This window comes from Streptomyces sp. NPDC048600, assembly GCF_055587025.1.
Window position 1 is genome coordinate 54962 of the sequence record NZ_JBVJGZ010000033.1, and the last position, 25937, is coordinate 80898.

A 25937-nucleotide genomic window follows, 5' to 3' on the forward strand; every position below is an offset into this window, starting at 1 on the left:
GATTCTCATCGTATGACGCCGATCACGGAGGTGGAGGGGCGGCGGCTCGCGCTCAGCAACCTGGAGAAGGTGCTCTATCCGGCGACCGGGTTCACCAAGGGCGAGGTGCTGCACTACTACGCCACGACCGCCGAGGCGCTCCTTCCCCATCTGCGGGACCGGGCGGTCTCCTTCCTGCGCTACCCGGACGGGCCCGAGGGAGAGGTGTTCTTCACCAAGAACGTGCCCCCGGGTACGCCCGCCTGGGTCACCACCGCCGAGGTTCCCCGCTCGGAGGGCCCGGCCCGGATGGTCGTCGTGCAGGACCTGCCCTCGCTGATGTGGGCGGCCAACCTGGTCACCGAGTTCCACACCCACCAGTGGCTGGTCGGCTCGCCCGACGAGGCCGACCGGATCGTCTTCGACCTCGACCCCGGTGCGCCCGCCACGATCGTGGACTGCTGCGAGGTCGCCCTGTGGCTGCGCGAGCGCCTCGCCGACGACGGCTTCGAGGCGTACGCCAAGACCTCCGGCTCCAAGGGACTGCATGTGCTGGCGGGCGTACGAGGGGCCGGCTCCGCGCCGGTGTCCGACTACGCCAAGACACTCGCGATGGAGGCCGAGCGGGCGATGCCCCGGCTGGTGCTGCACCGGATGACGCGCAGCCTGCGGCCGGGGAAGGTGTTCGTCGACTGGAGCCAGAACGCCGCGCGCAAGACCACCGCCGCGCCCTACACCCTGCGGGCCCGGCCTCGGCCGCTCTCGTCCGCGCCGGTGACCTGGGCCGAGATCGAGGAGTGCGAGGCGCCCGAGCAGCTCGTGTTCGGCGCGGCGGACGTCGGGGCCCGGCTGCGGGACCACGGCGACCTGCTGGCACCGCTGCTCGACCCGGACCGCGCGGGCGAGCTGCCCCAGCCCAAGAGGACCTAGGGTTCTAGACCCCATCCCATGTGTGCCGGTCACGGGCCATCGCGTGCAGCGCCTCCACGTCGGCAGGTTTGAGCGCGCCGCCGAGCCGGGCCAGGCCGCCCAGGTCGGCGTCCTCGAGGACCCGGACCTCGCGGGACGGTACGGCGACGGTGAACCGGGCGGTGGGGCCGGCCAGGGCGAGGAGAGGGCGTACCTCGGCGGTCAGGGCGTGCGAGGCCCGGTCGGCGGCGGTACGGACGCGGCGCAGCAGCGGCCCCGCCTCGGTCCGGCCGACCGTCACCTCAGGGTCGGTGATCAGCACCCGCAGCTTGCGCGCGTACAGGGCGTGGACGGCGAACAGGCCGCCCGGCCCGATCGCCAGATGGTGGATACGGGCCCCGCCGGGCAGCTGGAGCGAGTGCAGGGCGTACCAGCCGGCCCGATCCAGTCCGTCCAGGGCCGCCCCCACCGCCTGCTCGGCCAGCAGCGCCCGGCGCCGTGGGTCGCCGCGCAGCCGGTGCGCCGGGCCGGGGTCCCGTTCGAGGGAGACCAGGAGGGCCTCGCCGGGGCGGTTGGGAGCCAGGTCGTCGTCCGGGTGCAGGGCGAGCCGGGCCAGTTCGGCGGGGGTCGGCGGCGGGGGCGGCCCGACGGTGACGGGGCCGGTGACGAAGGGGCCGAGGGCCTTGAGGACGTCCTCGCGGCGGTCCTCGCCGAGGAGGTTCACCCGGCCGGCCTCCCGGTCGTACCAGGCGAGGGTCCTGCCGTCCCTGAGGCAGACGTAGAGCCGCTCACGGCCGAGCCGCCAGGTCGGTACGACGCGCAGTGAGGTCATGCATCATCACCCCTTCGACCATGGGAACAGGGAGGGTGCTCCAGGGGCAAGAACCCGATTACATTTGACAGCAGTTGGGCAGGTCCCGGGGTTGGGGAGGCGCCGTTGCGTACCCGTAGGAAGCAACCCGACGTACCCGCTCCGCAGCATCCCTGGAACGAGGTGGTGCCCGGCCTGTGGATGGGCGGACACCAGTTCCGGGGGCGCGCGGGGCGGCTGGAGAACGCGGTGGTGCGCGACGAGTTCGATCTCGTGCAGACCCTGCTGCGGCTGCCGGGCCACGGGCCCGACAGCGGGGTCGAGCACCATGTCTGGCCGATCCCGGACGGGCCGCTGGACGGCACCCAGCTCGCGGGGGTGATCCGGCTGGCCGAGGCCGCGTGCGAGGCGCTGGACGCCGGCCGCCGTGTGCTGGTGCGCTGTTTCCACGGCTACAACCGCTCGGGTCTGGTCGTCGCCCACGCGCTGATCCGCCGGGGTGAGAGGGCCGAGGACGCGATCCGTCTCATCAGGGCCCGCCGCTCGCCGTGGGCCCTGCACAACGAGCTCTTCGAGGACTATCTGCGGGCCGGTCTGCCGACGGCCCGGCTGCTGGAGGAGCTGGCGGAGTAGGCGGGCGGGGCGGAGGGTCCGCTTCCGCCCCGCCCGGGGGGGGCGGGTGGAGAGGCCGCTTCCGCCCCGTCCGGGTGGTGGGTGGAAAGGCTGCTTCCGCCTCGCCCGGGCGGCGGGTGGAGAGGCCGTTTCCGCCCCGCCCGGGCGTTCGCCGCCGTCGGGCAGAGGTGCCCCTCCGCCCCTCGCCCGAACGGGTGGGTGCGGGGCCGGCTCGGGGGCGCATCCGCTCGGCCCTGACGACTTCGCCGGCGCATCGAGTGCGGGACCTGCCCTTTCCCGTTAATAAGGTGTACGGGGCCGACCGCCGTCCCGATCAGCAGGAGTCCCGTGCCGCCCCTTCGCCGCCCCTCGCGGGCTCTACTCGCCGCCCCGGCCGTCGCCGTGCTCGCGCTGCTCAGCGGCTGCGGTGACGCGGACGGGCTGCGCGCGGCGGGAGCGACACCGACCGCGACCGGCCCTGCCCGGCTCTGGCCCGAGCTGGCGCCCGCTTCGTCGCCCGCGTTCGACTTCGACGAGGCGGAGACGAAGGTGATCAAGGGAATACGGGTCGCGGACGGCATCCACGACGTCGACCCCCTGGCGATCGTCCGGGCGGAGATCGCCGGCAGCCCCGCGGAGTACGACGGGGAGAAGGCGAAGTACCGCGAGACCGCGCGACGGATGGCCGAGTGCGCGGACGGCGCGGGCCGCGGCCGCTGCCCGGTCCTGCGGCCGTACTACCGGGACCTCACCGGCGACGGCCGCGACGAGCTGACCCTCGGCTTCCGGCAGCTGCCGGGGACGCTGACCGCCGTACGCGTCTACACGGTGGAACGGCACCGGCTGGTGCAGGTCATGCACTACGAGGACGCGCTGAGCCGGGTCGAGCTGGCCGGGCACTCGGTGATCGTCCGATCGCCGTCGGAGGTCGCCGGGTACGAGTACCGGTTGCAGTGGACCTGGGACCCGGACCAGAAGGCGATGCTGCTGACCCAGGACGAGATGCTGCGCATCGGTGAGGGCTCCCAGTCCCCCTCCCCGTCCCCGACGCCCTCGCCCTCGCGGTCGCGCTCGGCCGCGCCCCCGTCGCCCTCCCCCAGTTCACCCGGCTCCCCCAGCTCCCCCGACCCGGCGGCCACCCGATGAGGCTCACCCCACCCGGCACGCTCGCCGTGAAGACGGCCGTGTTCATCACGGTGATGTGCTGCGCCCTGGCCGCGCTGCTCGGCGTCCTGGTGCATGTGTCGGTGACCGACCAGACCGTCGGCCAGGCCCGCGAGCAGGCACTGGACCGGCTGGAGCAGGCGACGGAGGCGTACGAGACCGGGGACACGCCGATGCCCGGGGCCGGTGTCGACCCCGCGGGGCTGCCCGGGCGGCTGCGGGCGCTCGCGGCGGGCGGCGAGCGCGGCACGATGGTCGCCGACCACCTCGGCCGGCCCACGATGTGGGCGGCGGGCCCGGCCGACGGCGGGCGGGCGCTGGCCGTCCAGGTCGACTACTCGCAGCAGGCCCGCACCATCGACGGCCTGGACCGGGCGATCCTGTGGTCCTCCGCGCTGGCCATCGGCGCGACGCTGCTGGTCGGCGCGCTCGCGGTGCAGCGGGTGACACGGCGGCTGCACGCCACGGCGCGGGTGGCCCGCCGGATCAGCGCCGGTGACCTGGACGCTCGGGTGCACGACCGGCGTTCCCAGGACCCGAGGCGTCCGCAGGACGAGGTGGCCGCGGTGGCCGCCGCGCTGGACTCCATGGCGGCCTCGCTCCAGGGCAAGCTGCTGGCCGAGCAGCGTTTCACCGCGGACGTGGCGCACGAGCTGCGCACTCCGCTGACCGGGCTGCACGCGGCGGCGGAGCTGCTGCCGCCGGGCCGGCCGACGGAGCTGGTGCGCGACCGGGTGGCGGCGCTGCGCACCCTCACCGAGGACCTGTTGGAGATCTCCCGGCTTGACACCGGGCGGGAGCGGCTGGACCTGGAGACCGTGGAACTGGGCGCGCTGGCCGGGCGGGTGGTGCGCGGCGCGGGCGGCGCGACCGAGGTGCGGATCGTCCGGGACGTGGCCGTGGAGACGGACCGGCGGCGGCTGGAGCGGGTGCTCGGCAATCTCGTGGCCAACGCGCACCGGCACGGGCGGGGCCCCGTCGAACTGACCGTGGACGGGCCTGTCGTGACCGTGCGGGACCACGGGGACGGGTATCCGGAGTACCTCGTGGCGCACGGGCCGCAGCGGTTCCGGACCGAGGGCGGCTCCCGGGGGCACGGCCTCGGGCTGACCATCGCGCTGGGGCAGGCGGAGGTGCTGGGGGCGCGGCTGGGGTTCGCGAACGCGGCCGGCGGCGGGGCCGTCGCCACACTGCGGCTGCGCGACGAGGCGGTTGCCCACCTGGCTCACTAATGCGCGCGGGTCCCGGGCGTTGCTCCTAACGTGGCGATTAGTCAGTTTTCGCCTGCTTCATGGAGGTCCGCATGTCCCTGCGCTCCCGCCTCGTCATATCCCTGACCGCAGCCGCCCTCGCCGCCACGGCCGCCGCCACCCCCGCCGTCGCGAAGGACGACCCGGGCGGGAACGGCAACTCCAGCCAGAGCGGCAACGCCAGCCAGAACGGCAACTGGAACCAGGGCGGCAACGCCAATCCGAACGGCAACGCCCATCAGAGCGGCAACGCCAACCCGAACGGCAACGCCAATCAGAGCGGCAACGCCAACCAGAACAGCAATGCCCATCAGAACGGCAACGCCAGCCAGGGTGGCAACTGGAACCAGAACGGGAACGCCAACTCGAACGGCAATTCCAGCCAGAGCGGCACCTGGAACCAGGGCGGCAACGGCAACGGCAACTGGAACCAGGGCGGCCAGACCAACCAGCCCCAGAGCGGCCAGACGACCCAGAGCACCAGCACACCGCTCTACAAGGGCGTGGTGACCGCGAGCCTGCTGTACCTGCGCAGCGCGCCGAACCGTGGCGGCCAGATCATCCGAACGGCCCGCAAGGGCCAGATCGTGTCGATCTACTGCAAGACCACGGGCGAGACCGTCGACGGCAACTCGCTCTGGTACCTCCTCACCGACGGCACCTGGGCCTGGGGCTCGGCGCGGTACATCGACAACATCGGGCCCGCGCCACGCTGGTGCTGACCGGCCACGGGCACCCCGGCCACCATAGGACCCACAAGGGTCACAAGGCTCACAAGGAGTCCTCTTTGGGTAAGTTCCGGACATGACGAAGGCCGGAACCGGAACCGTCGCGACGGCTGCGGACGCGCCCGCTCCGGCGGTGCGCCTCCCTCGGCGCCGGGGCGTCGAACTCGCCCTCATCGTCCTCGCGGTCCTGCTCGCGGTGTACGGCTACTGCGCCGTGGGCCTGGCCAGGACCGGCACCGTCCCGCCCGGCGCCGCCGGTTACGGCGCCGGGCTCGGCGTGCTCGCCCTGCTGGCGCATCTCGCGGTGCGGCTGCGCGCCCCGTACGCCGATCCGCTGCTGCTGCCGATCGCGGTGCTGCTCAACGGGCTGGGCCTGGTGCTGATCTACCGGCTGGACCTGGAGACGCCGGGTGACGGGGCCGCGCTCACCCAGCTGGTGTGGTCCACGCTCGGGGTGGGGCTGTTCATCGTCGTCGTCGCGGTCCTGCGCGACCACCGGGTGCTCCAGCGCTACGCGTACGTCTGCGTGGCCGCCGCCCTCGGGCTGCTCGTGCTGCCGATCCTCTTCCCCGCCGTCAACGGTGCCCGTATCTGGATCCGGATCGCCGGGTTCTCCATCCAGCCGGGCGAGTTCGCGAAGGTGCTGCTCGCGGTGTTCTTCGCCGCGTACCTGGCCGCCAACCGCAGCGCGCTGGCGTACGCGGGCCGACGGGTGTGGTTCGTGCAGCTGCCGACCGGGCGGGTACTGGGGCCGATCGTCACCATCTGGCTGCTGAGCGTCGGGGTGCTGGTCCTGGAGCGCGACCTGGGGACCTCGCTGCTGTTCTTCGGCCTGTTCGTGGTCATGCTCTACGTCGCCACCGGCCGCACCGGCTGGATCGCGGTCGGCCTGCTGCTGGCGGCGCTCGGCGCGGCGGCGGTGGGCTGGCTGGAGCCGCATGTGCACAGCAGGATCGAGGACTGGCTGCACCCGTTCGCCTCCATCGAGGCGGGCCAGGGGCCCAACCAGCTCTCCCAGTCGCTGTTCGCCTTCGCCGCGGGCGGCATCCTCGGCACCGGCCTCGGCCTCGGGCACTCCGTGCTGATCGGCTTCGCCGCCAAGTCGGACTTCATCCTGGCGACCGCCGGGGAGGAGCTGGGCCTGGCCGGACTGTCCGCGGTCTTCCTGCTGTACGGCCTGCTGGTGGAGCGCGGCTACCGGGCCGGGCTCGCGCTGCGGGACCCGTTCGGGCGGCTGCTCGCCGTGGGGCTGGCCTCGATCGTGGCGCTCCAGGTGTTCGTCATCGCGGGCGGGGTGACCGGACTGATCCCGCTGACCGGCATGGCGATGCCGTTCCTCGCGCAGGGCGGCTCCTCGGTGGTCACCAACTGGGCGATCACCGCACTGCTGATCAGGATCAGCGACTCGGCCCGCCGCCAGTACGACGGGCGGGCCGCCGTATGACCCGCTACATCCGGCACGCCGCCGTGTTCTGCTCGCTGCTGCTGGTGGCGCTGCTGGTCAACGCCACCCGGCTCCAGGTGGTCCAGGCCCGGCGCTACGACGACAGTCCGGCCAACCGGCGTGCGGTCATCGCCCGTTACGCCGAGCCGCGCGGCGACATCCTGGTCGGCGGCCGTCCGGTCACCGGCTCCGTGGACACCCAGGAGCAGCTGCGACACGAACGCACCTACGAGGACGGCCCGTTGTACGCCCCGGTGACCGGTTTCGCCTCGCAGAAATACGGCACGAGCCTGCTGGAGCACTCCGAGGACCCGGTGCTGTCCGGCACGGACCCGATGCTGACGCCGTTCCCGCTGTGGAACGAGCTGACGCGGGCGCGCACTCCGGGCGGCGACGTGGTGACGACGCTGAACGACGCGGCGCAGCGGGCGGCGTACGACGGGCTGGGCGGGCGCAAGGGCGCGGTGGCGGCGGTCGAGCCGGCGACCGGGCGGATCCTGGCGCTGGTGTCGACGCCGTCGTACGACCCGGCGGTGCTCTCGGGCAACGGGCCCGACGCGACGAGGGCGTGGGCGCGGCTGAACGGGGACCGGGAGAAGCCGATGCTGAACCGGGCGGTGGGGCAGACCTATCCGCCCGGGTCGACGTTCAAGGTGGTCACCGCGGCGGCCGCGCTGGACGCGGGGGTGGTCACGGACGTCGACGAGGCGACCGACTCGCCCGACCCGTACACCCTGCCGGGGACGACGACGTCGCTGACGAACGAGTCGGAGGGCTGTGCGGACGCGCCGCTGCGGGTGGCGTTCATGTGGTCCTGCAACACGGTGTTCGCCCGGCTCGGGGCGGCGGTGGGCGTGGAGCGGATGACGGCGACGGCGACGGCGTTCGGGTTCAACGACACCGAGCTGCGCATCCCGTTCGCGGCGGCCACGAGCACCTTCGACACCACGGTCGACAAGGCGCAGCTGGCGCTCTCGTCGATCGGGCAGTACAACACGCGGGCCACACCCCTGCAGATGGCGATGGTGGCGGCGGCGGTGGCGAACGGGGGTCAGGTGCGGACGCCGTATCTGGTGGACAGGAGGACCAGGGCCGACGGCACGACGGTCGCCGGGCCGGGGGCGCAGCCGGTGCGCCAGGCGATGCACCCGGCGACGGCGGTACGGCTGCGGGAGCTGATGCGGGACGTGGTGGAGGAGGGCACCGGCACCAACGCGGCGATCCCGGGGGCGGTCGTGGGCGGCAAGACCGGTACGGCCCAGCACGGGATCGGCAACTCCGGTACGCCGTACGCCTGGTTCGTGTCCTGGGCGCAGGGCGATCGGGATCCGGAGCCGAGGGTTGCGGTCGCGGTGGTGGTGGAGGACGGGTCGGTGGAGCGGGAGCACATCACGGGCGGCGGTATGGCGGCGCCGATCGCGCGGGCGGTGATGGAGGAGGTGCTGAACTCCTCGCCGGACCGGACGGGTTGACCGCGGCTGGGGCCCGGTTTCCCGGTCCGGCGAGGTGTCGGGCGGGGTCACACCGTGGCGGCCCGGGAGGGGAGTTCCCGCACCAGTGCGGCCGGCAGGGCCACGAAGGCGCTCACGCCCGTGCCCTGGGTGGGCCGCAGTTCCACCTGGGCGCCGAGGCGGGAGGCGAGGGCGCCCACGACATGGTGGCCGAGGGTGAGGGCGGCGCCGGTGCGGCGGGGGCCGAGGACGGTGTGCGGGGCGCCGCCGCGGCCGGAGAGCGCCTCGTTGGCCTCGGCCATGCGCGCCGGGGGCATCCCGGGGCCGCGGTCGACGACGGCGAGGCAGTACTCGCCCGCGTCGCGCCAGCCGTAGACCTCCACGGGCTGCGCGGGCGGGCTGAACACCAGGGCGTTCTCGACCAGTTCGGCGAGGAGATGGGACAGCTCGGCGACGCAGTGCCCGCGGATGCCGCACTGCTCGACGTCGGCGGCCAGCACCCGCTGGTACTGCTCGACCTCCGACACGGCCGAGCGCACCACGTCGGTGACGGCGACGGTGCCCTTCCAGGAGCGGGCCGGGGACTCCTCGCCCGCCAGGACGAGCAGCGACTCGGCGTTGCGGCGCATACGGGTGGCGAGGTGGTCGAGTTCGAACAGCTCGGCGAGGGCGCCCGGGTCGAGCTCCTGGCTCTCCAGGGTGGTGATCAGGCCGAGCTGGCGGGTGAGCAGGCTCTGGTTGCGGCGGCCGAGGCCGGCCAGGGACTGGGTGCTGGTGCGCCGCAGCACGGCCTGTTCGGCGGCGAGGCCGACGGCGGTGTGCTCGACGTTGCGCAGGGCGGCGGCCAGGCGGCTGATCTCCCGTGCGGCGCCCGGGAGTTCGGAGCGATCGGGCCGGGCGGGCCGGGTGCCGTCGGGCGCGGCCTCCTGGATCTGGCGCACGGCGTCGGGCAGCCGGGAGCCGGCCACCGCGTCGGCCTCGTCGGCGAGGGCGCCCAGCGGCCGGGTGATGGAGCGGGCCGAGACGACGGCCAGCGCGGCGACGACGGCGAGGATCAGGGCGCCGAGGGCGAGGAAGGCGTAGAGCTCACCGGTGGCGGCGGAACCGGTGTCCGCGGCTCGGTCCCGGACATCGTCGCCGATGTCCTTCTGCACCGCGTGCAGATCGTCGACGAGGGTCGTCATGTCCGCCCACCACCGGGCGGGGTCGACGTCCAGGTCGGAGCCGTCGGCCCCGCGCTCGGCCCGGGTCTCGTAGTCGGTGACGCGCCGGGCGGCGGCGCCGGCGAAGGCGTCGTCGAGCGCGGACTCCTGCGAGCGGCCCGCGAGCTGGCGGAACTGGGAGAGGGCGGCGACACGGGTGGCGCGCACCTCGGTGAAGTCGAGGTACTCGCCGGAGCGGAACCGGCCCGCGGCGAACACCCCGTTGAGGGAGCCGCGTTCGAGGGCGACGGCCTCGGTGGCCCGGGCGAGCGCCTGGAGCGCCTGCGCGCCCCGGGCGATGCCCCGGTCGCCGTCGGTGACCCCGGCGGACTCGGCGTCGATGAGGGCGGTGACGGCCGTGGTGTAGCCGCGCAGGGTGGCGGTGCGGTCGGCGGTGCCGGTGTCCACGGCGGTCCGGGTGGAGGTGAGGGCGGCGAGCGGAACCTCGGCGGCGCGCAGGGCGGACACGGCGGCGCCGGGCAGGTCGTCGCCCTCCTCCAGCAGCAGGTCGCGCAGCGTCCGCCGGGCCTGGTCGGTGCGGTCGCGCTGGGCCGCCACGTCGTCGCGGTACTCCTCGGCGCCGCCGAGCAGCCCGTTGGTGAGTCCGCGCTCGCGCTGCACCTCGCGGACGAGGTCCTGCACGCGGAGCAGGACCCCGACATGGGTCTCGGTCCCGCGGGCGGCGGACCAGGCGGCGGCGCGGTCGGCGACACCGAGGCCGACGAGGGTGAGCAGCAGGCAGGTCGGGACGGCCAGGACGATGGTCACGCGGCCGCGGATGGAGTTCCAGCCGGGAAGGGCGGGCGGCTTTAGGGCAGTGGACCGCAGGGCGGTCATAACGTTCCCCGTCATGCGCCACGAGGCTACGAGCGGGCCGGTCAGGGTCCGGTTTCCCGGTCGTAAGACGCCTGTGCACTCGCTCTCACCCGGCGGCCGGGCGGGCTGTGAAAGAGGACATGTGGGTGCGTACCGGTGCGGGGCCGGGCGCACGAGTTCGTGCGCGGGGGATTGACGGCCTTGCTGACAAGGAGTCTCATAAGACTTCTGACCGGCGGGTAACCGCCATGCCCCCGTACGACGAGGTGGATCAGCCATGACGACCCTGACGGAAGCCGACGCGCTCGACGGGCTGCGCGACGCGCTCGGTCTGCTGAAGGACCGGGAGCAGGTGGCCGAGCGGCTGCTCGCCTCCTCCGCCAAGCACTCCTTCGACCCCGACAAGGAACTGGACTGGGACGCGCCCTTCGAGGAGGGCAAGTGGTTCTGGCCGCCGGAGCTGGTGTCGCTGTACGGCACTCCGATGTGGAAGCGGATGAGCGAGGAGCAGCGGATCCTGCTCTCCCAGCACGAGGCCGCCGCGCTGGCCTCGCTAGGCATCTGGTTCGAGATCATCCTGATGCAGCTGCTGTGCCGCCACATCTACGACAAGGCCGCCACGAGCGCCCACGTCCGCTACGCCCTCACCGAGATCGAGGACGAGTGCCGGCACTCCAAGATGTTCGCCCGGCTGATCAGCCGCGGCGGCACCCCCTGGTACCCGGTCAGCCGGGCCCACCAGAACCTCGGCCGGCTGTTCAAGACGATCTCCACCACGCCCGGCTCCTTCACCGCCACCCTGCTCGGCGAGGAGGTCCTGGACTGGATGCAGCGCCTGACGTTCCCCGACGAGCGGGTCCAGACGCTGGTGCGCGGCGTCACCCGCATCCACGTCGTGGAGGAGGCCCGGCATGTGCGCTACGCCCGTGAGGAGCTGCGCCGCCAAATGCTGACGGCTCCCCGCTGGTCCCAGGAGTTCACCCGCGTCACCTCCGGGGAGTTCGCCCGGGTGTTCTCCGTGGCCTTCGTGAACCCCGAGGTCTATACGAACGTCGGCCTGGACAGGCGGGAGGCCATGGCCCAGGTCAAGGCCAGCGGACACCGCCGCGAGGTCATGCAGAACGGGGCCAGGCGGCTGACCGACTTCCTGGACGACATCGGCGTGCTCAGGGGCGCAGGCCGGCGGCTGTGGAAGTCGTCGGGGCTGCTGGCCTGAGCGGTGGGGTCGGGCGGGAGACCGGTCCCGGTGGCCGGTCCCCGCCCACCGGGGCCGGGGGCCGCTTTCGTCCGGCGACGTGCGTCACACCCTGGCGGCTACCCTGCACCCATGACCCCCTCCGCGCCCGCCTACCGCCGCCTCAGCGTCGAGGAACGCCGAAGCCAGCTCCTCGAGGCGGCACTCTCCCTCTTCGCGCACCGCGCGCCCGAGGACGTCTCGCTGGACGACGTGGCGGAGGTGGCGGGGGTGTCCCGGCCGCTGGTGTACCGGTACTTCCCGGGCGGCAAGCAGCAGCTGTACGAGGCCGCGCTGCGGTCCGCCGCCGAGGAGCTCCAGAACTGCTTCGACGAGCCCCGCGTCGGCCCGACCCCGCCCCGGCTCGCCCGCGCCCTGGACCGCTATCTGGCGTTCGTCGACGAGCACGACGCCGGGTTCAGCGCGCTGCTCCAGGGCGGCAGCGTGGTGGAGACCTCCCGTACGACCGCCATCGTGGACGGCGTACGGCGCACCGCGGCCGAGCACATCCTCAGCCATCTGCGGGCCACCGACCCCGGGCCCCGGCTGCGGATGACCGTGCGCACCTGGATCACGGCCGTGGAGGCGGCCTCGCTGATCTGGCTCGACGAGGGCAAGCAGCCGACCGCCCAGGAGCTGCGGGACTGGCTCGTCGAGCAGTTCTTCGCGATGCTCACGGTGACCGCCCGCAGGGACGCGCGCACCGCGGCGATCGTGGCCGCGCTCAGCAGTCCCGATGCCTGACACTTGAGCCGTGAAGAGCGAAGACACCCCGTTCGAGGGCGGGCCGCTGGACGGCCGCGTGCTGCCGGTCCTGCTCGGCATGACCGGGCACCCGCCCAAGACGTACCGCGTCCCCGTGCCCGACCGGGCCGGAGGCAGCCCGACCGTGCTGGTCTACCGGCGCGTACCGCGCCGCGAGGGCCGGCCCGTCGGGCTGCGCGACCGCTGGAAGTACACCTACGACCCGCAGGGCGACCTGGGCGGCGGCCGGCGGAGGTGGCCCTGGTCGAAGCCACACGCCACGCCGGGCGGCAAACCGGACGACACCCACGGGTGACGGCATTGCGCCGCCTCGCCGACACCCGGCGCGCGAACCCCCGAAGACCCGTCCCATGCTCGCGGTGCGGAGCGAGACCGCTCCCCACGCACCGGAGGTGATGACGTGTCAGGAAGGCTTCTGCGACTGGTGTGTACGGCCGCGGTGGCGGTGGCGGCCCAGGCCGTCCTCGTGGCCGCCCCCGCGGCGGCCGCCCCGGAGCCGGACCCCGTCGTCGCGGACCGCCCGGTGGCCGAGCTGCTGACGGACCTCAGGCGGCTGTACCAGGAGGCCGAGAAGGCGACCGAGACCTACAACGCCACCGAGGAACGGCTGAAGCGGCAGCGCGCCGAGGTCACCCGGCTCGACGGCGAACTGGCCCGCGCCCGGCTCTCCCTGCACGACAGCCGGGGCGCCGCCGGACGGCTGGCCCGCCAGCAGTACCAGAACAGCACCGACATCTCGCCGTACGTACGGCTGCTGCTGGCCCGCGACCCTCAGCAGGCGCTCGACCAGGGCCATGTGATCGGCCGCCTCGCCCGCGGCCGCGCCGAGACGGTCGGCCGCCTCACCGGCACCGAGCGCAGGGCCGACGAGCTGGCCCGCAAGGCACGCGAGGCGCTGGACCGCCGGCTCACCCTCGCCGCCGACAGCAGGAAGCAGCGCGACGACGTGACCGGCCGCCTGAACGACGTGGAGGAACTCCTCGCCTCCCTCACGCCCGAACAGCTCGCCGCCCTGGCCGACTTCGAGAAGCGGGACATCGACAGGGCGCAGCAGCAGGTGATGTCCGCCCCGGGGGCGCCCGGCACCGCTCCCCCGGAGCCCACCCGGGCGGGCGACGCGGCCCTGCGGTACGCCGTGCAGCAGATCGGCAAGCCGTACGAATGGGGCGCCGAGGGCCCGGGCACGTACGACTGCTCGGGCCTGACCTCCGAGGCCTGGGCGAGCGCGGGCACCCCCATCCCCCGCACCAGCCAGGAACAGTGGGCCGGCCTCCCCCACATCCCCCTGAGCGCCCTGCGCCCCGGCGACCTGGTCGTCTACCACCCCGACGCCACCCACGTGGCCCTCTACCTGGGCGCAGGCATGATCGTCCACGCCCCACGCACAGGCGAACGCATCACAGTGGCCCCGATCGCCACCCTCCCGATCCTCGGCGCGGTAACACCCCAGGACCAACAGACGAACCCTCTTTAGGGGCGCGGGGAACTGCGCGAACACCCACAACCCCCGCTGCCCCCAACCGCCCTCAGCCCAGGGACGCCAGATACGCCCCGGTCCTCTCCGGCTCATAGAAGAAGTTCTCGAAGTCCGCCGGATCGTTGAACCCGTTGGCGAACCGGTCGGCGGCAGCCGGAATCTGCCCGGCGGCCCCGATCAGGTTCAGCACATGCTCCGGCGGCGGCGCCAGCATCGCGTTGGTCCACTTCACCACATGCTGCGCGGTCGACCAGTACCGCTCGAACGCCCCCCGCATCCACTCCTCGTCGAACTCCTTCTCCCCGTGCTCCAGGATCGCCGCGAGATACGCGGCGGCGCACTTGGACGCGGAGTTGGAACCCTGCCCGGTGATCGGGTCGTTCGCCACGACGACGTCGGCGACACCCAGCACCAGCCCGCCACCCGGCAGCCGGCCGACGGGGTTGCGCACGGTGGGGGCGTAGCGCCCGGCCAACGTGCCACCGGCGTCGGTCAGTTCGACCTTCGTGGCCCGCGCGTACTCCCACGGCAGGAACTTCTCCATGAGTTCCAGGGTCAGGGAGAGGTGCTCCGCGGGGTCCTTGACGCCCTGGAAGGCGTCCAGCGGGCCGCCGGGCACGCCCTCCCAGAAGAGGATGTCGGCCCGCCCGGAGTTGGTGAGGGTGGGCATGACGAACAGCTCGCCGACCCCGGGGACGAGGTTGCAGCGCACCGCGTCGTACTCGGGGTGCTCGGGGCGCGGCCCGAGCCCGTGGACGTAGGCGACCGCGAGGGCGCGCTGCGGCTCGGTGTACGGGGAGCGCGAGGCGTCCCGGCCGAACATCTGGACCAGCTCGCCCTTGCCCGCCGAGACCAGGACGAGGTCGTAGGCGCGGGAGAAGTAGTCGAGGTCGGAGACGGCGGCGCCATGGATGACCAGCTGGCCGCCGCGCTGGGCGAAGGTCTCCATCCAGCCGGACATCTTCACCCGCTGGTCGACCGACTGCGCGTACCCGTCGAGCTTGCCGACCCAGTCGATCGCGCGCTGCGAGGGCCCGGGGTCGAAGGAGCCGGGGGCGGCCACCGAGACGCCGAGGCCCTCGATCCTCGGGGCCTGGGACTCCCAGAAGTTCAGCTCCAGATCACGCTCGTGCTGGAGCGCCGTGTGGAACATGCACTGCGTCGACATCACCCGGCCGGACCGGATCTCGTCCGCGGTCCGGTTGGACATCAGGGTGACCTCGTACCCGTGCGACTGGAGGCCGAGGGCGAGCTGGAGGCCGGACTGACCGGCTCCGACGACGAGTATCTTCCGCATGCGGGTGCTGTCTCCTACTCGGGGGTTTCGTCGAGCGCGTGGCCGACGAGGGCCAGAAGGGTCTCGATCGCCGAGATCCGGCGCCGGGCGTCCATGATCATGACAGGTACGTGCGGAGGGATGGTGAGGGCCTCGCGCACGTCCTGCGGTTCGAACAGCTCGGTGCCGTCGAAGTGGTTGACGGCGACGACGTACGGCATGCCGCAGCTCTCGAAGTAGTCGAGCGCGGGGAAGCAGTCCTTCAGCCGCCGGGTGTCGGCGAGCACGACCGCGCCGATCGCGCCGCGCACCAGGTCGTCCCACATGAACCAGAACCGCTGCTGGCCCGGCGTGCCGAACAGGTAGAGCACCAGGTCGTCGTCGAGCGTGATCCGGCCGAAGTCCATCGCCACGGTGGTGCTGAGCTTGCCGGGCGTGGCGCTGAGGTCGTCCGTGTCCTCGCTCGCCTCGGTCATCAGCGCCTCGGTCTGCAGGGGCGTGATCTCCGAGACGGCGGTGACGAGGGTGGTCTTGCCGACGCCGAAGCCGCCGGCCACGACTATCTTGGTGGCTATGGGGGCGCGGGTGCGGTCCGTCTGCCAGGATTTCAGGTTCTCGTCCTCGTCGACGAGAGGGGCGACGCCCAAGGAGGAGGCGACGTCAGAGACGACGGAGTCCACTCAGCACCCTTTCGAGCAGTGCGCGGTCCGGCCGGCCCGTGCCGTGGCCGGTACCGGTGCCGTACACCCGGATCTTTCCCTGGTCCGCGAGGTCGCTCAGCAGCACGCGGACCACGCCCAGCGGCATCTTCAGCAGCGCGGCGATCTCGGCCACCGTGCGCATACGGCGGCACAGTTCGACGATGGCCCGCAGCTCGGGCATGACCCGGGTGCTGAGGGAGCTGTTCGTCAGTTCCCTGCGCTCCGGCGGCGCCTCCAGCGCGGCCGTGCTCGCGACGAACGTCTCGACGAGCAGCACATGGCCGAAGCGGGTGCGGCCGCCGGTCAGCGAGTAGGGGCGCACGCGCGCGGGTTTGCGGTCGCCGCCGCGGACCGGGAGGCGGGTGCGCGGGACGTCCGCGGTCATCGGGCACTCCCGGCGGTCTCGGACTCCAGGGACTTGCGCAGCTCGTTGCGGAGCTCGGGGGTCAGCACATGTCCGGCGCGGCCCACGAAGAGAGCCATGTGGTAGGCCACCACGCTCATGTCGCAGTCCGCGGAGCCGTGCACACCGAGCAGGGAGCCGTCGCTGATCGACATCACGAAGAGGCTGCCCTCCTCCATGGCGACCATGGTGTGCTTGACGCCGCCGAAGTCCATCAGCCGGGCGGCGCCGACGGTGAGGCTGCCGATGCCGGAGACGACGGTGGCCAGGTCGGCGGAGGAACCCCGCGGGCCGGAGGGCCTGCCCTCGGACACCTGGCGGGCCGCCTCCACCCTCCCCGGGTCGGAGGAGAGCAGCAGGAGTCCGTCGGAGGAGACCACGGCGACGGAGAGGATGCCGGGCACCTCCTCGACCAGGTTGGTCAGCAGCCAGTGCAGATTGCGGGCCTCACTGCTCAGACCGAAGGTACTGGGCGCGGTCAACTGCTTGCCTCCTCGACTGTGCCCCCCGTGGCTTCATCGGCTTGTGCTTCTCGTGCGGTTCCTGCGGCAGAGGTTGTCGTCCGGACGGTGTGCTCGGCGATCTCGGCCTGTACGTCGCGGTAGCCGGCCTCCGCCCCCCGGCGGAAGCCACCGAGACGGCGGCGCAGGGCATCGGCGTCCACGGACGTGCCTCGCTGGCGGGGGGCCTGGGCGGGGGCGCTGATCCGCGGGGTCCGCTTGGGCAGGCCCTTGTCGGTGAGCTGCTCCTCCTGCTCGTCGGGCACGCGCTCGTGCGTGGTGGGCTCGTCGGGGGCCGGTGTCGTGACCGGGAGCTCGGCGAGATCCTGCGGCGCGGGCGCGGGCGCGGGCGCGGGTGCCGGGACGGACTGCTGAGCCGGCTCGGCGGGCGCGGGCGCCGGGACGGGCTCGGCGGGCGCGGGCTCGGCGGCCGGGCGCTCGGCGCGTGCCTCCGGGGCCGACGGCCGCTCGGGCTCCTCCGGCGGGACGATCGGCGCCATCAGCTCCATGGTCGTCTCGGAGGGCGACTCCGGCAGCGGCTCCCGGGACCCTGCGTCCTCGGCGTCCACGTCCTCCGCGGTGCCGACGTCGTCAGCGGTGTCAGTGGTATCCGCGGTATCCGCGGTATCCGCGGTATCGGCTGTGTCCTCGGTCTCCGCCACGGCCCGCTCCGCCAGCCGCACCAGCGGGTCGCCGCCGTCCGCCGTCCGGCCGGGCAGGACGTTGGAGTTGGCCTCCGCGTCCGCGCCCGGCAGGGAGAAGGAGAGGGAGCCGCCGGAGGCGGGGGCGCTGCTGGGCACCGCCGCGTGCGGGGCGGCCGCCAGCAGGGAGGTCGGTACGACGACGACCGCCGCGACACCGCCCTGCTTCTGGTCGCGCAACTGGACGCGGATGCCGTGGCGGTGGGCCAGGCGGGCCACGACGTAGAGGCCGAGCCCGAGACCGTCCTCGCCCTCCTGGTCGTACGGGGTCTCCGGGTCGAACTCGGCGAGACGGGAGTTGAGGTGGCCCAGGCGCTCGTCGGCCATGCCGATGCCCTCGTCCTGGACGGAGAGCATGACCTCGCCGTTCTCCAGCAGCCAGGCGGAGATCTCGACGGGCAGGTCGGGCGGGGAGAACGAGGTGGCGTTCTCCATGAGTTCGGCGAGCAGATGGCTCAGGTCGTCCGCGGCGAAGCCCGCCACATGGGCGTGCGGAGGCAGCGCGGCGATCCGGACCCGCTCGTAGCGCTCGATCTCGCTGACCGCGGCGCGGACGACGTCGACGAGCGGGACGGGGTGCGCGCTCTGCTGGACGTGCTCGGTGCCGGCGAGGACGAGGAGGTTCTCGCTGTGGCGGCGCATGACCGTGGCGAAGTGGTCCAGCTTGAACAGCGTGGCGAGGCGGTCCGGGTCCTGCTCGCGCTCCTCCAGGCCCTCGATGACGGCCAGTTGCCGCTCGACCAGGCCCAGCGTGCGCAGGGCGAGGTTGACGAACGTGGAGCCGATGCTGCCGCGCAGCCGTTCCAGCGCGGCGGCGGAGTCGGCCAGTTCGGTGCGCAGGCCCTCGCGGGCGTCGGCCATGGTCTGGCGCTGGCCGACCAGGTGCTTGCGGTCGGACTCCAGGGTGGCGATGCGCTCGTGGAGCGTGGCCGCGTGGGCGTGCAGCGCGTTGACGGAGCGCACGACCTGGGCGAACTCGTCGTTGCGGCCGGTGAACCTGACCGGTTCCTCCGCCGCCGGGTCCGCCGCCTCGGCCAGCCGCTTGGAGCCGAGGCGCAGGACGGCGAGCGGGCGGGTGAGGGTGCGGGCCATGGCGGTGGCGATGCCGACGGCGAGCAGCATCAGGGCGCCCAGGACCGCGATGCGGATCTCCAGCGCGGTGACGTCGTCGTCGCGCAGCTGGGCGAGGTCCTCGACGCGCTGGTTGTAGAGGGCGGACTCCACGCCGCGCATGGTCTCGACGCGGGCCGACAGGGCGGCGTCGAGCTTGTCGGGGCTGGTGCGGAGTTCGCCGTCGGAGAGCGTGGGCTCGTCGGTGAGTTTGGCGAGGTACTTCTCGGCGTTGTTGACCTCGGGGCCGGTGACCGTGGACTCGTAGGACGAGCGGGCCTTGGCGGTGGCCGTGTCCTGGAAGTCGGCGAGAGCGGCGTCCGAGCGCAGCCGGGCCAGCTGGGCGGCGGCGGTGAGCGCGTCGCGCTGCTCGGCGTCGGTGGAGACCTGCTCCTCGACGTTCAGGCCCGTGACCGGGTCGTAGGTCGTCTCGGTGGTGCTCGGCACGTCCAGCGCGGCGAGCAACAGCCCGCGGGCGGCGGCGGCCTGCTGGACGGCGGAGTCCAGCTCGGCGAGGGCGTAGGTGCCGGAGCCGGCCCGGGGCGGGAGCTGCTCGGCGAGGTCCTCGGCGAGGCGGTGCAGCTCGGCGACGGCGGCGGAGTAGGCCTCGTGCGTCTCGAGCGCGCTGCTCTTGCCGGTGAGGGCCGCTCTGCGCAGCGCGGCGATGCCGTCCAGGTCCTCCCGCAGCGCGGGCGGGGTGTCGGTGTCGGCGCGCAGCTCCTCCACCTGCCGGTCGACCCGGGCGCTGCGCTGCTCCGAGGGCGCCTTGTCCTTCGGGCGTCCCGCCGCGACGAACGAGGTGACCTCGTCCCGCTCGTCCGCGAGCGAGTGGGCGAGCGTGAGCGCGTCCCGGGTCTGCCCGGCGAGTGTCACCAGATCCTGGGTGTCCTTCAACTGGCCCGAGGCGGCGAGCACGGAAGGCGCTCCCGCTCCGGCGATCGCGGCGGCCACTACGGTCACGGCGACGATCAGCCGGTTGCGTACGTGGGTGGGCCGCCCCTTGCCGACCGGGGTGCCGGGCTGCTGCTCCGGTCCTCCTTCGGGGGCCGTCTGCCTGCCTGTGCGCCGAGGCCGCGTCTTCTGCACCGGTGCTCGCAATCCTGTACTCGTGTACTCATGGGCCCCGGTGACGCTCCGTCAATCGGTGCAACTGGTGCGCGCACACCGGGTTACGGCTCCAGACCCTCCCAGTGGCGGTGGGCAGTGGTCGCGCATCACCAGCCCCGCCACTCGAAGGAGTGAACATCGGACGGGAGTTGGCGGGCAAGTTCCCGGGACCGGCGCGAAGGCCTTGTGCCGCGCGCCGGTTGGACGTGGACGGCGGGCTTTGACAGGATTCGCCACCACGCATTGCCGGAGTACGGTATTCCACCCCAAACCCGGCGCCTGACCTGCGCCGGTGCGTCGATTCCCGGCCGCGTGCCAGCCTTTTGCGAAGGACGTGAAAGGCTCGTGCAGACTGGCCGGATGCGAACCGAACTTGTCTCGGAGCCCGGCGACCGGACCCGCCCCAACGAGGACTTCGCGAGTGTCGGCACACCCGCCTGCGGACAGGGTGGTGCGCTGGTCGTGCTGGACGGCGTGACACCGCCGAAGGGCGGCACGGGGTGTCTGCACACCGTCCCCTGGTACACGGCGCGCCTGGGTGGCGCGCTGACCGAACTGACCGTTTCACTCCCGGATGTTCCCCTCGCCGAGGCGCTTTCCCGTGCCCTCACGCGTACCGCCGAGGCCCATGCGCACACCTGTGACCTTTCTCACCCCCGTACCCCTCAGGCCACGGTGGTCGTAACGCGCTGGAGCGTGGACACGCTGGAGTACCTGGTCCTTTCCGACTCGGCGCTGCTGCTGGAGTCGCCCGACGGCACGGTCACCCCGGTGCTGGACGACCGTCTGGACCGCCTGCCGCGCGATCTGCTGGTCTCCGACGAGGTCGCCGACGCCCGGGCCCGCAACCAGGAGGGCGGCTTCTTCACCGCCGCCGCCGACCCCTCGGTGGCCTCCCGTGCCGTCACGGGCACGCTCCCCCGCGCGGAGGTCCGCGCGCTGGCCGCGCTCACCGACGGGGCGGCCCGCTGGACCGAGCGGTTCCACGAGGGCGACTGGACGGACCTGTTCACCTACCTCCGCAAGCAGGGCCCGAGAGCGCTCGTGGAACGCGTACGGGAGCTGGAGCGGGCGGACGCGGAGCGGCGTACGTCCCCGCGCCGCGGCAAGACGCACGACGACGCGACGGTGGTGTACGCGGAACTCTGACCGAGGCCCCGCACAGGGCACCGGTCACCGCACCCGGCCGGCGCACCGCCCCCACCGGGTCCACCCGAGGCCCGGCCGCCTACTTCTCCATCCCGCGGTTGAGCTGATGGAGCAGCCGGGCGAGTTCGGCGACCTCGCGCCGGTCCCAGTGGGCGAGCTTGCTGACGTAGCGGGCGCGGCGGGCCTCGCGGACCCTTCCGACCCGGGAGCGGCCCTCGTCGGTGAGACGGACCAGCCAGGCGCGGCCGTCCGCGGGGTCGGGTTCGCGGGCGATCAGGCCCAGTTCCTCCAGGGCGCGCAGCTGGCGGGACATGGTGGCCTTGCCGACGCCGATGTACGCGGCCAGGTCGGTGGCGCGCTGGCCGCCGCTCTCGTCGAGCCGTACGAGCAGGCCGTACGCCGATGACTCCAGGTCCGGATGGACCTCGCGGGCCATCTCGCCCTGGTTGGCGCGGGCGCGCCGCAGAAAGACCGTCAGCTCGCGTTCGAGGGCGAGGAACTCCTGGTCCACACCACTCGCCGAGGCAGCGGATTCCCCATGGCGCTCGCCGCCGTTTGCGTGCTCGTGCACGTCAGCACCCCTGCTCCGGTTTCCCGATCCTGAAAGTTTCCGCCAATGGCGACCATCGCCGCAGCTCGACCAGTATTTCGCAGGCATAGACCAACGGCGGCATCCGGAGGCCCTTCCCTCACCGTGGTCTACGTGCGTAGCTTCGTCACGAGGCAGATTCTGGCATGCCCACGCCATGCCGGTCAGTACTCCCCCACCGGGCACCACCGAGTCTCGAAAGGCATCACCATGCCCGTGCACAGACCCGGAAACACCCGCTCCAGGCGCCTCACACTCGCCGGAGCCCTGCTCGCGGTCCTCTCCCTGCTCCTCGCCACACCGTCCTCCGCGGCCGACGTGCCCCCGCGCGGCTCGGCCCACATGGGCATGGGCGTCATCCCCCACGACGGCCAGGGCGGCACCCCCGTCGGCAGGGCCGCCCAGACCGAGGGCGTCGACGTCAGCAGCCACCAGGGCAACGTCGCCTGGCCGACCCTGTGGAGCAGCGGGGTCAAGTGGGCCTACGTCAAGGCGACCGAGGGCACGTACTACCAGAACCCCTACTTCGCCCAGCAGTACAACGGCTCGTACAACGTCGGCATGATCCGCGGCGCGTACCACTTCGCCACCCCGGACACGGCGGGCGGCGCGGCCCAGGCGAACTACTTCGTCGACCACGGCGGCGGCTGGTCCCGCGACGGCAGGACGCTGCCCGGCGCGCTCGACATCGAGTGGAACCCGTACGGCGCCGCCTGCTACGGCAAGACGGCCTCGGCCATGGTCACCTGGATCCGTGACTTCCTGAACCAGTACCGGGCCCGCACCGGCCGCGACGCGGTCGTCTACACGGCGACCAGCTGGTGGAAGCAGTGCACGGGCAACTACGGCGGCTTCGGCGCGGTGAACCCCCTGTGGATCGCCCGCTACGCGACCGCCGTCGGCGAACTCCCGGCGGGCTGGGCGTACCAGACGATGTGGCAGTACACCTCCACCGGCCCCACGGTGGGCGACCACAACAAGTTCAACGGGGCCCTGGACCGCGTCCAGGCGCTGGCGCTGGGCTGACCCGGGCAGGAGGAGGCCCGGGCCTCCCTCACGGGACCCGGGCCTCCTCCTGTTTCCCACGGCACCTCCCCCAGTGCTCAACGCCTGAGAGGTGCCCCCTACGCCGCCACGGGAACCTCGGGCGCCGCACCGCTGGTGGCGGGCGCGAGCGCCAGTTCGAGGACCTGGCGGACGTCGGTCACGGCGTGGACGTCGAGCTTGTCCAGCACCTCTGCCGGGACGTCGTCCAGGTCGGCCTCGTTGCGCTTGGGGATGACGACGGTCGTCACCCCGGACCGGTGGGCGGCGAGCAGCTTCTGCTTCACCCCGCCGATCGGCAGGACCCGCCCGGTCAGCGACACCTCACCGGTCATGGCCACGTCCGTCCGCACGAGCCGTCCGCTCAGCAGGGAGGCCAGCGCGGTGGTCATCGTGACACCGGCGCTCGGCCCGTCCTTCGGGACCGCGCCCGCGGGGAAGTGGATGTGCACCCCGCGGTCCTTCAGATCGCCGACCGGCAGCTCCAGCTCGGCCCCGTGGGAGCGCAGGAAGGACAGCGCGATCTGCGCCGACTCCTTCATCACGTCACCCAGCTGACCGGTCAGGGTCAGCCCCGCCGCCCCGGTCTCCGGGTCGGCCAGCGAAGCCTCGACGAAGAGCACGTCCCCGCCCGCGCCGGTGACCGCCAGCCCGGTCGCCACACCCGGCACCGCGGTACGCCGCTCCGCCGGGTCCTGCGCCGACTCCGGCACATGGTGCGGCCGCCCGATCAGACCGCGCAGATCACCCTCGCCGATGGTGAACGGCAGCTCCCGCTCGCCCAGTTCGTGCTGGGCCGCGACCTTGCGCAGCAGCCGCGCGACGGACCGCTCCAGGGTGCGTACGCCCGCCTCACGGGTGTACTCCCCGGCCAGCTTGCGCAGCGCGCCCTCCTCCAGGACCACCTCGTCCTTGTTCAGCCCGGCCCGCTCCAGCTGGCGCGGTAGCAGGTGGTCACGGGCGATGACGACCTTCTCGTCCTCGGTGTAGCCGTCCAGCCGGACCAGCTCCATGCGGTCGAGCAGGGCCTCGGGGATGGCCTCCAGCACGTTGGCGGTGGCGAGGAAGACGACGTCCGACAGGTCCAGCTCCACCTCCAGGTAGTGATCCCGGAAGGTGTGGTTCTGAGCCGGGTCCAGCACCTCCAGCAGGGCCGCGGCCGGGTCGCCCCGGAAGTCGGACCCGACCTTGTCGATCTCGTCGAGCAGCACGACCGGGTTCATCGAACCGGCTTCCTTGATCGCCCGCACGATCCGCCCGGGCAGCGCACCCACATAGGTACGCCGGTGCCCACGGATCTCGGCCTCGTCGCGCACGCCGCCGAGGGCGACCCGGACGAACTTCCGCCCCATCGCATGGGCGACGGACTCCCCGAGACTCGTCTTTCCGACCCCCGGAGGCCCCACCAGAGCCAGCACGGCCCCGCCACGCCGCCCACCGACGACGCCCAGGCCCCGCTCACCACGCCGCTTGCGCACGGCGAGGTACTCGGTGATGCGCTCCTTCACGTCCTCCAGACCGGCATGCTCGGCGTCGAGCACGCCCTTGGCACCCTGGATGTCGTACGCGTCCTCGGTGCGCTCGTTCCAGGGCAGCTCGAGAACGGTGTCGAGCCAGGTCCTGATCCATGAGCCCTCGGGCGACTGGTCGCTGGACCGCTCCAGCTTCTCGACCTCCTTGAGAGCGGCCTCCCGGACCTTCTCCGGCAGATCGGCGGCCTCGACCCGGGCGCGGTAGTCGTCGGACTCCTCGCCCTCCTTCTCGCCGTTCAGCTCACGCAGTTCCTTGCGCACGGCCTCCAGCTGTCGGCGCAGCAGGAACTCGCGCTGCTGCTTGTCGACGCCTTCCTGGACGTCCTTGGCGATGGTCTCGGCGACGTCCTGCTCGGCGAGGTGGTCACGCAGCTGCTGAGTGGCCAGCTTCAGCCGGGCGACCGGGTCGGAGGTCTCCAGCAGCTCGACCTTCTCCTCGATCGACAGGAAGGGCGAGTATCCGGAGTTGTCGGCGAGGGCGGAGACGTCGTCGATGGCCTGGACCCGGTCGACGACCTGCCAGGCCCCCCGCTTCTTCAGCCAGGTGGTGGCGAGGGCCTTGTACTCCTTCACCAGCTCACCGACATGACCGGGCAGCGGCTCGGGCACCTGCTCGTCGATCCGGGTGCCCTCCACCCACAGAGCACGGCCGGGCCCGGTCGTACCCGCCCCGATCTTCACGCGCCCCCGGCCGCGGATCAGCGCGCCCGGGTCGCCGTCGGCCAGCCGGCCGACCTGTTCCACGGTGCCGAGCACACCCGTGCCCGCGTACGTCCCGTCGATCCGCGGCACCAGGAGCACCCGGGGCTTCCCGGGTTCGTTCCGCGCGGCGGCCTGCGCGGCCTCCACCGCGGCCCGTACATCCGTGTCATTGAGGTCCAGCGGAACCACCATCCCGGGCAGCACCACCTCGTCGTCGAGCGGCAGCACAGGCAGGGCGAGCGGTGTGGACTCAGCAGCCATGATCTCCCCTTCGGCAGTCAAGTTGAGTTACACCGACTCAATGCACGAAGCCCCCCGGATGTTCCCACCCCCCTGTTCGCCCTCAGCGATCACACCTTCCACTCCCCCACCCCCACCTACCCTGAACAACAAGTAACACTCAAACTGACCAAGCACCCATTACGCACAACCGGGGGAAACAATGAACAGAACGATCCGCTCCTGGATCGACGGCTGGGTGATGTCACGCGGGGCGGCAGGGCCGGTCACCGAACCCTGGGGCTGGACGATCGACGTGGGCCGGCCCGACCACGTCACCCGGCACGTCCTCGGCGAGACGGGCGACGCCGTGGACGAGCGGACGGTCCGCGAGGTGGCTGAGTCGGTGACGGGGGCCGGGGTCTGGCTCAAGGTGTTCCGAGACCCGGCGGAGACGGGGCCCTGGCTGGGCGCGGACTGGTGGATCGACCCGGAGCCCGGCTACCTGATGACGACCTCGCTGCAAGAGTCGCAAAGGGCACCCGAACCGGCCCCCCACGGCCACCGGCTCAGCGTCTGGACGTCCGCAGGGGTGACCAGGGCGATGATCGCGGCCCCCGACGGCTCCCTCGCCGCCCGCGGCCAGATCGCGGTCACCGGCCCGACCGCCGTAGCCGACCAGATCGAGACGACCCCCGCCCATCGGCGCAAGGGCCTCGCCTCCCTGATCATGCGCACGCTCCAGCACAACGCCGCGCACCAGGGCGCCGACCGGGCGATCCTCGCCGGCACCCCGGCAGGCCGTGCCCTCTACGAGTCCCTGGGCTGGACCACGGAGGCGTCCTTGACCAGTGCGAGGTTCCTTGGAGCGGGGGGTGGGGCACCGCGGTGAGGCCGCGCGCTCGCCAAGGCTTGGGCGGTGCGCGACTCGACGTCAGCGACGTACCGCCCGGTGGAGACTGAGGGCGGGGCGGTGCGCAACTCGGCGCGACGAGGTGCCGCAGCGCCCACCCGTGCCGCCCTGGGGGTACCTCCCAGGCCCTTAAGGCACTGGGGGAGGCA

23 protein-coding genes are annotated in these 25937 nt (G+C 72.8%); 14 read left to right on the plus strand and 9 right to left on the minus strand.

Annotated elements, in window-relative coordinates; all coding sequences use genetic code 11:
* Positions 1-12: 12 nt before the first annotated feature.
* Positions 13-909 (plus strand): non-homologous end-joining DNA ligase, encoded by an 897-nt coding sequence (ligD, locus tag ACZ6SQ_RS32990; RefSeq protein WP_469568608.1) that lies wholly within the window; start codon positions 13-15, stop codon positions 907-909.
* A 4-nt stretch (positions 910-913) separates the two neighbouring features.
* On the opposite strand, the gene ACZ6SQ_RS32995 is transcribed toward ligD, so the two are convergent.
* Positions 914-1720: a nuclease-related domain-containing protein gene (locus tag ACZ6SQ_RS32995; protein ID WP_469568610.1), complete on the minus strand. Its 807-nt coding sequence runs from the start codon at positions 1718-1720 to the stop codon at positions 914-916.
* Positions 1721-1825: 105 nt separating this feature from the next.
* On the opposite strand from ACZ6SQ_RS32995, the gene ACZ6SQ_RS33000 reads away from it, so the two are divergent.
* The 6 genes from ACZ6SQ_RS33000 (at position 1826) to ACZ6SQ_RS33025 (ending at position 8369) form a co-directional block, all read left to right on the plus strand.
* Positions 1826-2332, plus strand: a complete 507-nt coding sequence (locus ACZ6SQ_RS33000) for a protein-tyrosine phosphatase family protein (RefSeq protein ID WP_469568612.1) — start codon at positions 1826-1828, stop codon at positions 2330-2332.
* A 327-nt stretch (positions 2333-2659) separates the two neighbouring features.
* Positions 2660-3457 carry a hypothetical protein gene (locus ACZ6SQ_RS33005; RefSeq protein WP_469568615.1) on the plus strand — a complete coding sequence of 266 codons (798 nt, stop codon included), beginning with the start codon at positions 2660-2662 and terminating at the stop codon, positions 3455-3457.
* The gene (locus ACZ6SQ_RS33010) at positions 3454-4707 is read left to right on the plus strand and encodes an ATP-binding protein (RefSeq protein ID WP_469568617.1); all 1254 of its coding nucleotides are present in this window, start codon (positions 3454-3456) and stop codon (positions 4705-4707) included. The genes ACZ6SQ_RS33005 and ACZ6SQ_RS33010 overlap by 4 nt, the downstream gene beginning before the upstream one ends.
* Positions 4708-4778: 71 nt before the next feature.
* A complete protein-coding gene (locus tag ACZ6SQ_RS33015; protein WP_469568619.1) occupies positions 4779-5447 on the plus strand; it encodes an SH3 domain-containing protein in 669 nt (222 codons plus the stop codon).
* An 82-nt stretch (positions 5448-5529) separates the two neighbouring features.
* Complete coding sequence (locus ACZ6SQ_RS33020) at positions 5530-6897, plus strand: FtsW/RodA/SpoVE family cell cycle protein (RefSeq protein WP_469568621.1); 1368 nt, start codon at positions 5530-5532, stop codon at positions 6895-6897.
* Positions 6894-8369 carry a penicillin-binding transpeptidase domain-containing protein gene (locus ACZ6SQ_RS33025; protein WP_469568624.1) on the plus strand — a complete coding sequence of 492 codons (1476 nt, stop codon included), beginning with the start codon at positions 6894-6896 and terminating at the stop codon, positions 8367-8369. The genes ACZ6SQ_RS33020 and ACZ6SQ_RS33025 overlap by 4 nt, the downstream gene beginning before the upstream one ends.
* A gap of 47 nt (positions 8370-8416) precedes the next feature.
* Here the strand turns inward: ACZ6SQ_RS33025 and ACZ6SQ_RS33030 are convergent, their stop codons facing one another.
* A complete protein-coding gene (locus tag ACZ6SQ_RS33030) occupies positions 8417-10402 on the minus strand; it encodes a sensor histidine kinase (protein WP_469568627.1) in 1986 nt (661 codons plus the stop codon).
* Positions 10403-10643: 241 nt separating this feature from the next.
* Here ACZ6SQ_RS33030 and ACZ6SQ_RS33035 point away from each other — a divergent pair, with 241 nt between their 5' ends.
* The 4 genes from ACZ6SQ_RS33035 (at position 10644) to ACZ6SQ_RS33050 (ending at position 13839) form a co-directional block, all read left to right on the plus strand.
* Entirely contained in the window at positions 10644-11582 is a 939-nt protein-coding gene (locus tag ACZ6SQ_RS33035) for an AurF N-oxygenase family protein (RefSeq protein ID WP_386380944.1), read from the plus strand.
* Positions 11583-11693: 111 nt separating this feature from the next.
* Positions 11694-12344: a TetR/AcrR family transcriptional regulator gene (locus ACZ6SQ_RS33040; RefSeq protein WP_469568629.1), complete on the plus strand. Its 651-nt coding sequence runs from the start codon at positions 11694-11696 to the stop codon at positions 12342-12344.
* Positions 12345-12354: 10 nt separating this feature from the next.
* The gene (locus tag ACZ6SQ_RS33045; protein ID WP_469568633.1) at positions 12355-12660 is read left to right on the plus strand and encodes a hypothetical protein; all 306 of its coding nucleotides are present in this window, start codon (positions 12355-12357) and stop codon (positions 12658-12660) included.
* Positions 12661-12765: 105 nt separating this feature from the next.
* On the plus strand, positions 12766-13839 hold the full coding sequence (locus tag ACZ6SQ_RS33050; protein ID WP_469568635.1) for a C40 family peptidase: 1074 nt from the start codon (positions 12766-12768) through the stop codon (positions 13837-13839).
* 52 nt (positions 13840-13891) lie between these two features.
* Here ACZ6SQ_RS33050 and ACZ6SQ_RS33055 read toward each other — a convergent pair whose 3' ends face one another.
* From ACZ6SQ_RS33055 to ACZ6SQ_RS33075, 5 genes are read right to left on the minus strand one after another with little or no spacing between them, the layout of a single operon-like run.
* The gene (locus tag ACZ6SQ_RS33055; protein ID WP_469568638.1) at positions 13892-15139 is read right to left on the minus strand and encodes a styrene monooxygenase/indole monooxygenase family protein; all 1248 of its coding nucleotides are present in this window, start codon (positions 15137-15139) and stop codon (positions 13892-13894) included.
* A 14-nt stretch (positions 15140-15153) separates the two neighbouring features.
* Positions 15154-15798: a GTP-binding protein gene (locus ACZ6SQ_RS33060; protein WP_469568640.1), complete on the minus strand. Its 645-nt coding sequence runs from the start codon at positions 15796-15798 to the stop codon at positions 15154-15156.
* A complete protein-coding gene (locus ACZ6SQ_RS33065; protein ID WP_469568642.1) occupies positions 15779-16204 on the minus strand; it encodes a DUF742 domain-containing protein in 426 nt (141 codons plus the stop codon). The genes ACZ6SQ_RS33060 and ACZ6SQ_RS33065 overlap by 20 nt, the downstream gene beginning before the upstream one ends.
* Complete coding sequence (locus tag ACZ6SQ_RS33070) at positions 16201-16704, minus strand: roadblock/LC7 domain-containing protein (protein ID WP_386380937.1); 504 nt, start codon at positions 16702-16704, stop codon at positions 16201-16203. Before ACZ6SQ_RS33070 ends, ACZ6SQ_RS33065 begins: the two co-directional genes overlap by 4 nt.
* The gene (locus tag ACZ6SQ_RS33075) at positions 16701-19619 is read right to left on the minus strand and encodes a sensor histidine kinase (RefSeq protein WP_469568644.1); all 2919 of its coding nucleotides are present in this window, start codon (positions 19617-19619) and stop codon (positions 16701-16703) included. The genes ACZ6SQ_RS33070 and ACZ6SQ_RS33075 overlap by 4 nt, the downstream gene beginning before the upstream one ends.
* A gap of 381 nt (positions 19620-20000) precedes the next feature.
* On the opposite strand from ACZ6SQ_RS33075, the gene ACZ6SQ_RS33080 reads away from it, so the two are divergent.
* Positions 20001-20789: a protein phosphatase 2C domain-containing protein gene (locus tag ACZ6SQ_RS33080; RefSeq protein ID WP_469568648.1), complete on the plus strand. Its 789-nt coding sequence runs from the start codon at positions 20001-20003 to the stop codon at positions 20787-20789.
* A gap of 79 nt (positions 20790-20868) precedes the next feature.
* Here the strand turns inward: ACZ6SQ_RS33080 and ACZ6SQ_RS33085 are convergent, their stop codons facing one another.
* Complete coding sequence (locus ACZ6SQ_RS33085; RefSeq protein ID WP_469568650.1) at positions 20869-21360, minus strand: MarR family winged helix-turn-helix transcriptional regulator; 492 nt, start codon at positions 21358-21360, stop codon at positions 20869-20871.
* 228 nt (positions 21361-21588) lie between these two features.
* Here ACZ6SQ_RS33085 and ACZ6SQ_RS33090 point away from each other — a divergent pair, with 228 nt between their 5' ends.
* Positions 21589-22404 carry a lysozyme gene (locus ACZ6SQ_RS33090; RefSeq protein WP_469568652.1) on the plus strand — a complete coding sequence of 272 codons (816 nt, stop codon included), beginning with the start codon at positions 21589-21591 and terminating at the stop codon, positions 22402-22404.
* Positions 22405-22502: 98 nt separating this feature from the next.
* Here ACZ6SQ_RS33090 and lon read toward each other — a convergent pair whose 3' ends face one another.
* A complete protein-coding gene (gene lon, locus ACZ6SQ_RS33095; protein ID WP_469568654.1) occupies positions 22503-24917 on the minus strand; it encodes an endopeptidase La in 2415 nt (804 codons plus the stop codon).
* Positions 24918-25098: 181 nt separating this feature from the next.
* On the opposite strand from lon, the gene ACZ6SQ_RS33100 reads away from it, so the two are divergent.
* Positions 25099-25767, plus strand: a complete 669-nt coding sequence (locus ACZ6SQ_RS33100; RefSeq protein WP_469568656.1) for a GNAT family N-acetyltransferase — start codon at positions 25099-25101, stop codon at positions 25765-25767.
* Positions 25768-25937 lie beyond the last annotated feature (170 nt).

Excerpts from the sequence above, each read along its gene's own strand:
- ligD (WP_469568608.1), top strand. The coding sequence starts at position 13 with ATGACGCCGATCACGGAGGTGGAGGGGCGGCGGCTCGCGCTCAGCAAC.
- ACZ6SQ_RS32995 (WP_469568610.1), bottom strand. The coding sequence starts at position 1,720 with ATGACCTCACTGCGCGTCGTACCGACCTGGCGGCTCGGCCGTGAGCGG.
- ACZ6SQ_RS33010 (WP_469568617.1), top strand. The coding sequence starts at position 3,454 with ATGAGGCTCACCCCACCCGGCACGCTCGCCGTGAAGACGGCCGTGTTC.
- ACZ6SQ_RS33015 (WP_469568619.1), top strand. The coding sequence starts at position 4,779 with ATGTCCCTGCGCTCCCGCCTCGTCATATCCCTGACCGCAGCCGCCCTC.
- ACZ6SQ_RS33020 (WP_469568621.1), top strand. The coding sequence starts at position 5,530 with ATGACGAAGGCCGGAACCGGAACCGTCGCGACGGCTGCGGACGCGCCC.
- ACZ6SQ_RS33025 (WP_469568624.1), top strand. The coding sequence starts at position 6,894 with ATGACCCGCTACATCCGGCACGCCGCCGTGTTCTGCTCGCTGCTGCTG.
- ACZ6SQ_RS33030 (WP_469568627.1), bottom strand. The coding sequence starts at position 10,402 with ATGACGGGGAACGTTATGACCGCCCTGCGGTCCACTGCCCTAAAGCCG.
- ACZ6SQ_RS33035 (WP_386380944.1), top strand. The coding sequence starts at position 10,644 with ATGACGACCCTGACGGAAGCCGACGCGCTCGACGGGCTGCGCGACGCG.
- ACZ6SQ_RS33040 (WP_469568629.1), top strand. The coding sequence starts at position 11,694 with ATGACCCCCTCCGCGCCCGCCTACCGCCGCCTCAGCGTCGAGGAACGC.
- ACZ6SQ_RS33055 (WP_469568638.1), bottom strand. The coding sequence starts at position 15,139 with ATGCGGAAGATACTCGTCGTCGGAGCCGGTCAGTCCGGCCTCCAGCTC.
- ACZ6SQ_RS33065 (WP_469568642.1), bottom strand. The coding sequence starts at position 16,204 with ATGACCGCGGACGTCCCGCGCACCCGCCTCCCGGTCCGCGGCGGCGAC.
- ACZ6SQ_RS33080 (WP_469568648.1), top strand. The coding sequence starts at position 20,001 with ATGCGAACCGAACTTGTCTCGGAGCCCGGCGACCGGACCCGCCCCAAC.
- ACZ6SQ_RS33090 (WP_469568652.1), top strand. The coding sequence starts at position 21,589 with ATGCCCGTGCACAGACCCGGAAACACCCGCTCCAGGCGCCTCACACTC.
- lon (WP_469568654.1), bottom strand. The coding sequence starts at position 24,917 with ATGGCTGCTGAGTCCACACCGCTCGCCCTGCCTGTGCTGCCGCTCGAC.
- ACZ6SQ_RS33100 (WP_469568656.1), top strand. The coding sequence starts at position 25,099 with ATGAACAGAACGATCCGCTCCTGGATCGACGGCTGGGTGATGTCACGC.